Below are 4800 nucleotides of genomic sequence, written 5' to 3'. Positions count from 1 at the left end.
CTCGCATCGCAGGGCCGATACGGCATCATTGAACGGGTCATTGACTCGGCCTGTATCTATGACGAGACAACGGCCGGCGCGATTCTGGCATGGATGGCGAGAGCCTACGCCTTCCCTCGCCGCACGGTGTCCTACGTCGTGCCGAGCGCGTACCAGTTGCACAAAGGTCAGATCGTGACATTGACGGATGCGAAGGTGAGCTTCGCGGAGCAGCTCTGCATCGTGTCAGACCTTCAGATTGATGGCACGGGCACCGACGCGGTTACCCTGTTGATGATTGAAGATCCGCAGCGCGACACGAAGATCGGATAGGCTGACGCATGGCAACCGTTCGCACTACGAAAGTCGTCCGCGTCCTCGTCCCGACGCCGGCCGGCACCGATAGCCAGACCTATGCCGAGGTTCAGCTTCTGGCCGGGTCAAATGTGACCTTGACGACCTCGGCCAGCAACAACCGGGCAGCCGTGACCATCGCCAGCACGGGCGGTGGAGGCGGTGGAGGCGGCGCGCCCACGACGGCCGAATACCTCGTCAAGTCGTCTGACGCGACCTTGAGCGCTGAGCGCGTCGTGGGCTCCTCCAGCAACATCGCGCCTGACTGGTCGGTATCCGGCGCTGTCACGTTCGGCGTGGCTGTCGCGTCGGAGGCCCGCGGCGACCTGCTGATGCGTGGCGCGTCAACGTGGGGACGGCTTGCGCCTGGAACGTCTGGCTACGCGCTGGTGTCCGCGGGCGCGGGTGCTGACCTTGGATGGTCACGCATGCAGCCTTACGACGCAGGCACGTTGACCAGCCTCACGGCCGGGACGTGGACGGGCGCGACCTCGATCACGACGCTGGGCACGGTCACGACCGGGACGTGGAGCGCGTCGACCATCGCGGTCAACAAAGGCGGGACGGGCTTGACCAGCTACACGGCTGGCGATGTGCTGTATGCCACGGGTACTTCGACGCTCGGCACCACGACCTCGACCACGACCGGCCGCAGCATCCTCGCGCTAGGCGCGCCTCCTGTCGGCTACGTGTTGGGTAACAGCGGGTCGGGCCTCGCGTGGGTCGCGGCCACGGTCTACATCGCGTCGGTGCGTCTACCTGATGTCGGCGCGGTCATTGACCAGAACACGTCGCCGGCCATCATCACTACCTCCACCGGCACCATCGGAGGGCCGTAGCCATGCCGTTTCCCCTGTCTGGTCTGACCTTCGTTCGGTGTGCCGACGTGTCGCCGAGCGCGGCATCCGTCGAAGCGTACCAGGACGCCATCTACAGCGCGGTCACCGCGGCCAACGATTACCGCGGCACCGCAAAGCCATCGACGCACGTCTGGACGGTCACGAAGCGGCAGGTCACGGGCGTTACGCAAGCCATTCAGTTCGAGCCTCCGGCCAGCTCTGGCGTCGGCGTGTCTCCCGTGTTCTTTCTCGGAGGCCGCACCGCGCTCTCCGTGACGCCGCCGATTCTGAGCCCCGACACATCCGCAAACGGCGTCATCTTTGTTGGCATGAACAAAAACGGCGGGGCCTACAATAGCTGGGATGCATCCCTGCCGATGACCTCGGGCCAGTTCAGCGGGTACTACCGCGCCATTCAGACGCTCTTCATCGGAACCGGGACAATCATTCGCGTCTATGTGAGTCAGGAAACCATTTTCATCCAGTCTATACAGACCGCGACGAGTCAAGGCTGGACGTACTTTGGAGCCATGATTCAGCCTTACACGAATGACACGTCCGTCTGTTCCGAGACTGACGGGCGCATCTATGGAATGTGTGTCAGCGGCGGAACGGCTGTAACCTCGACATGGCTGGCTACGGCCTCGCAGATGTTCAGCCATTCAATCACGGCCAACGCGCTTCACTGTGCCGTATTCCAACCCGGCACCGGCAGTATCTGGGGCTGCGGCACGCGCACGGTCTACAGCACGGGCGGCGGCACCATCCCCGAGACTCAGGACAGCAGCGGCGCCTACATTGCCGATAGCATGGACTTCGGCCGCAACATCGGCACGACGGCCGCAAACACGGGCACCCGCCTCGGGACGCTCCGAGGCATTTACCGCGCCGGAAACGTCATCTCGGGACGCTGGCTGCGTTCGGGCTCGACTGACCTGTATCATTATGTATCGGTTGATACCGTCAACGTCGCGAATGCGATCATGCTCCCGGCGGTGCCCTAATGTCCCCTGCTGTCGAACACGTTCGGGCGTTGCTGGTCGAGGGCGTCATTGTCGAGGGCGTGCGCCTAGGAGAGCCTCACCTGTCGCTCATGCTGGCTTCTGGCCTGCTGCCTGCCGAGTACGTCGGCCCGCTTCTGCCCGGCGACTTTGCTGAGCGTATGGTCGTGACCACGCCCGATGGCGAGTATACGACTGTGATACCATCCCTCTGAGGTGAAACATGGCCAAGGCCGACAACAAGAAAATGAGCGCGATCATTCGCAAAGAGATGGCGAAAGGTCACCCGCAGAAGCAGGCCATCGCCATCGCTTACAGCAAAGTCGAAGGCAGCAAAAAGCGTTGACACTGTGTTAGCAGCCTGCAGGAGCTAGATGCTATGTCCGAATCCGTAGAGCAGATGCTGTTTGACCTGCTGAAGCAACAGGGCGCCGCGGCCACCATCGAGCGCCGCGAGCTGCGCGAGAGCTTCGACCGGAACCTGACCGGCCTGCGGAATGAGTTCCGGGCGTTCAGCGTCATCGTCTTTCTCGGCCTGTTGGCCCTGCTCGGCGTCGGCGCCAACGTCCACCTTCCCGGCTTTAGCATCGAAACGACGGCGCCTGTTGAGTCGGCCGCCATGACCGTGACGACCGTCGACCCCGAGCGCGCGGCCGATGCTGTCGCGCCCGTCGAGGATGTCGCGCCGGTCGCGCCTGCTGACCTCCCGGCAGATGACCCGCGCTCGGATGCCGACCACGCACCGCTTGCCCCTCTGGAGCCGTAATGCCCGCCATTGACCTGTCGAACCTGCCGAGCCTCCCCTACGTGTACGCGCTGACCACGCCGGCCAGCATCAACACATGCCAGCTGATCACGCTGCCGAATCGTCCCGGCGTGATGCTGACCCTCCACAACCGCGACAAGGCCAGCAAGTCCCTGCGCATCAGCTATGACTCGACGCTGACGCAGGGCGGCGCGGCTCCGGCCATGTATGCGACCATCAATGACCCCGAAGGCTACTACCTGGACGGCACGGGGTGGAGCGGATTCGCGGCGGCCTCGCAGCTTGCCATCTTCAGCGACTCGGCGAGCGTGAATTGCGAGCTGGTCTTTCATGCAGCGGTTCGCTGATGCTTGACCTCGCGCCTGCTATCGTGCACCTGGTCGCGGACATGGCAAAGGCTGTCGGCCCGCGCAGCGACGGCGGAAAGAAGGTCACCAAGGCCGAGGCCGAACAGCTGCGGGATGACGCGCTGGCGTTGGCTTTCGCGCTGGCGCAGATGCTGACCGCGCATGACGGCGGCAAGCGGTGACCGACCTTAGCCCGCACTTCAGCTTCTACGAGCTGACCCGCACCAGCCTGACCGAGTACCAGAAGGCCAACGCTTTCGAGGCTGAGAGCTACGTCCCGGCCTTGACTGCGCTCTGTGCCACGTTGCTGGAGCCCGTGCGGGCAAAGTTCGGGCCGGTGTCGATTCACTCCGGCTTCCGTGGCCTGACCGTCAACGCAGCCGTAAAGGGCACGAAAGGTAGCCAGCACCTGCGCGGCGAGGCTGCGGACTTTAGCTGTCCGGGCGCCCGCCTCGAGGATGTCATGCGCTGGATCGTGACTGAAAGCGGGCTGCACTACGGCCAGGTGATCCTCGAGGGCCGGCACGGGCCGCCGACGTGGATTCATCTGAGCCTCGGCCAGCCCTACCGCGTCGGCTCGTCCTGCATGCAGGCGCTGGTCACGACTGACGGTAAGCAGTACGCGCCGTACAAGGGCTAAGCTCTGATCAATGCTTTAGGCTCTGATCAATGCTCTATGCAATGTCCAGATTCAGCCGGGCAGCAGACAGCGCCCGCGCCTTGGCACTCGCTGCACTCCGACCAGCCCGGAGCGAGGCCGAGGCCGTCACACGCAAGGCACCACGTAGCGCCTCGGAATGACCAGCACTCGACCCGCTCGGGCTCGTCGCAGCGTTCACTCCTGCGGGCCATCGCGCAACGTCCAGCGGTAACGGAATGGCCGAAGGTGCGACTCGCACACCACGAAGCCATGCCGCTCCATGTTGATGAGCGTCGTATAGGTGATGCTTGACTTGCGGCCGATGGCCTTCGCGAGTTCGTTGGCCGTCATGACACGCCCGCCTTTCAGCGCCAGCTCGACGGCGCAGAACAGGGCACGGCTAGTGCCTCGACGCTCGGGCCGGCTCTGAATCCAGTACCGATAGACGCCTGCCACAACGTCGCAGTCAATGTGTCCGTTGTCGCAGTCAACGCGCAGCGCGCGGCCGATTGACTGAACGGGCACGCCGAGCGCCGCCGCAATCTCGCTGGCCGATGACCCTTGATGCGCCTCAAGGTAGTTGCGCATGCGTTCGCTTACAGGCGTCACGTCCACCGGATGCCTCTGGACTCGACAAGGAACGCGCCAGGCACCGACTCGCCAGCCTTGATGGCGGCTTTGATGGCAGCCTTGTCGGCCTCGACGGTGACCCTGCGGCGCTGGAACGCCTCGGGCAGCATGTTCACGTCCTCGGGCACGCTGACGGCTTCGGTCTTGACCAGCCACGCGCGGAAGAGCGGCGTCGATACTTTCGGCTCCTCGCCGACCATCTCACGCGCGATCAGCAGGTCGGCCGCAAGCGCCTTGATCCGCG

General features: G+C 64.1%; 10 protein-coding genes. 8 read left to right on the top strand and 2 right to left on the bottom strand.

Translation table 11 applies throughout. From position 1 onward, the window contains the following. The 8 genes from EBS11_RS27980 to EBS11_RS27945 form a co-directional block, all read left to right on the top strand. Nucleotides 1–312 (top strand): hypothetical protein (locus tag EBS11_RS27980; protein WP_290608743.1); only part of this gene is annotated, 312 nt, incomplete at its 5' end. A gap of 8 nt (nucleotides 313–320) precedes the next feature. Continuing rightward, complete coding sequence (locus EBS11_RS27975; protein WP_290608741.1) at nucleotides 321–1172, top strand: hypothetical protein; 852 nt, start codon at nucleotides 321–323, stop codon at nucleotides 1170–1172. A gap of 2 nt (nucleotides 1173–1174) precedes the next feature. After that, on the top strand, nucleotides 1175–2176 hold the full coding sequence (locus tag EBS11_RS27970; RefSeq protein WP_290608739.1) for a hypothetical protein: 1002 nt from the start codon (nucleotides 1175–1177) through the stop codon (nucleotides 2174–2176). Between the two features lie 220 nt (nucleotides 2177–2396). Beyond that, entirely contained in the window at nucleotides 2397–2519 is a 123-nt protein-coding gene (locus tag EBS11_RS27965) for a hypothetical protein (protein WP_290608737.1), read from the top strand. 33 nt (nucleotides 2520–2552) lie between these two features. Then, complete coding sequence (locus EBS11_RS27960) at nucleotides 2553–2939, top strand: hypothetical protein (RefSeq protein ID WP_290608735.1); 387 nt, start codon at nucleotides 2553–2555, stop codon at nucleotides 2937–2939. Further along, entirely contained in the window at nucleotides 2939–3286 is a 348-nt protein-coding gene (locus EBS11_RS27955; RefSeq protein WP_290608733.1) for a hypothetical protein, read from the top strand. Before EBS11_RS27960 ends, EBS11_RS27955 begins: the two co-directional genes overlap by 1 nt. Further along, on the top strand, nucleotides 3286–3468 hold the full coding sequence (locus EBS11_RS27950) for a hypothetical protein (protein WP_290608731.1): 183 nt from the start codon (nucleotides 3286–3288) through the stop codon (nucleotides 3466–3468). The genes EBS11_RS27955 and EBS11_RS27950 overlap by 1 nt, the downstream gene beginning before the upstream one ends. Further along, entirely contained in the window at nucleotides 3465–3926 is a 462-nt protein-coding gene (locus EBS11_RS27945) for a D-Ala-D-Ala carboxypeptidase family metallohydrolase (RefSeq protein WP_290608729.1), read from the top strand. Before EBS11_RS27950 ends, EBS11_RS27945 begins: the two co-directional genes overlap by 4 nt. 195 nt (nucleotides 3927–4121) lie before the next feature. Here EBS11_RS27945 and EBS11_RS27940 read toward each other — a convergent pair whose 3' ends face one another. Continuing rightward, entirely contained in the window at nucleotides 4122–4514 is a 393-nt protein-coding gene (locus tag EBS11_RS27940) for a hypothetical protein (protein WP_290608727.1), read from the bottom strand. Nucleotides 4515–4531: 17 nt separating this feature from the next. Further along, nucleotides 4532–4800: siphovirus Gp157 family protein (locus EBS11_RS27935; RefSeq protein WP_290608725.1), on the bottom strand; the 269-nt coding region annotated here is incomplete at its 5' end.

Origin of the sequence: Janthinobacterium sp., from assembly GCF_009923995.1 — a bacterium.
Classification (GTDB): Bacteria; Pseudomonadota; Gammaproteobacteria; order Burkholderiales; family Burkholderiaceae_D; genus Janthinobacterium.
Note: the sequence above shows the minus strand (reverse complement) of the source record. Positions and strands in the feature narration are given on the sequence as shown.

Excerpts from the sequence above, each read along its gene's own strand:
- EBS11_RS27955 (WP_290608733.1), top strand. The coding sequence starts at position 2,939 with ATGCCCGCCATTGACCTGTCGAACCTGCCGAGCCTCCCCTACGTGTAC.
- EBS11_RS27975 (WP_290608741.1), top strand. The coding sequence starts at position 321 with ATGGCAACCGTTCGCACTACGAAAGTCGTCCGCGTCCTCGTCCCGACG.
- EBS11_RS27940 (WP_290608727.1), bottom strand. The coding sequence starts at position 4,514 with ATGCGCAACTACCTTGAGGCGCATCAAGGGTCATCGGCCAGCGAGATT.
- EBS11_RS27960 (WP_290608735.1), top strand. The coding sequence starts at position 2,553 with ATGTCCGAATCCGTAGAGCAGATGCTGTTTGACCTGCTGAAGCAACAG.
- EBS11_RS27950 (WP_290608731.1), top strand. The coding sequence starts at position 3,286 with ATGCTTGACCTCGCGCCTGCTATCGTGCACCTGGTCGCGGACATGGCA.
- EBS11_RS27970 (WP_290608739.1), top strand. The coding sequence starts at position 1,175 with ATGCCGTTTCCCCTGTCTGGTCTGACCTTCGTTCGGTGTGCCGACGTG.
- EBS11_RS27965 (WP_290608737.1), top strand. The coding sequence starts at position 2,397 with ATGGCCAAGGCCGACAACAAGAAAATGAGCGCGATCATTCGCAAAGAG.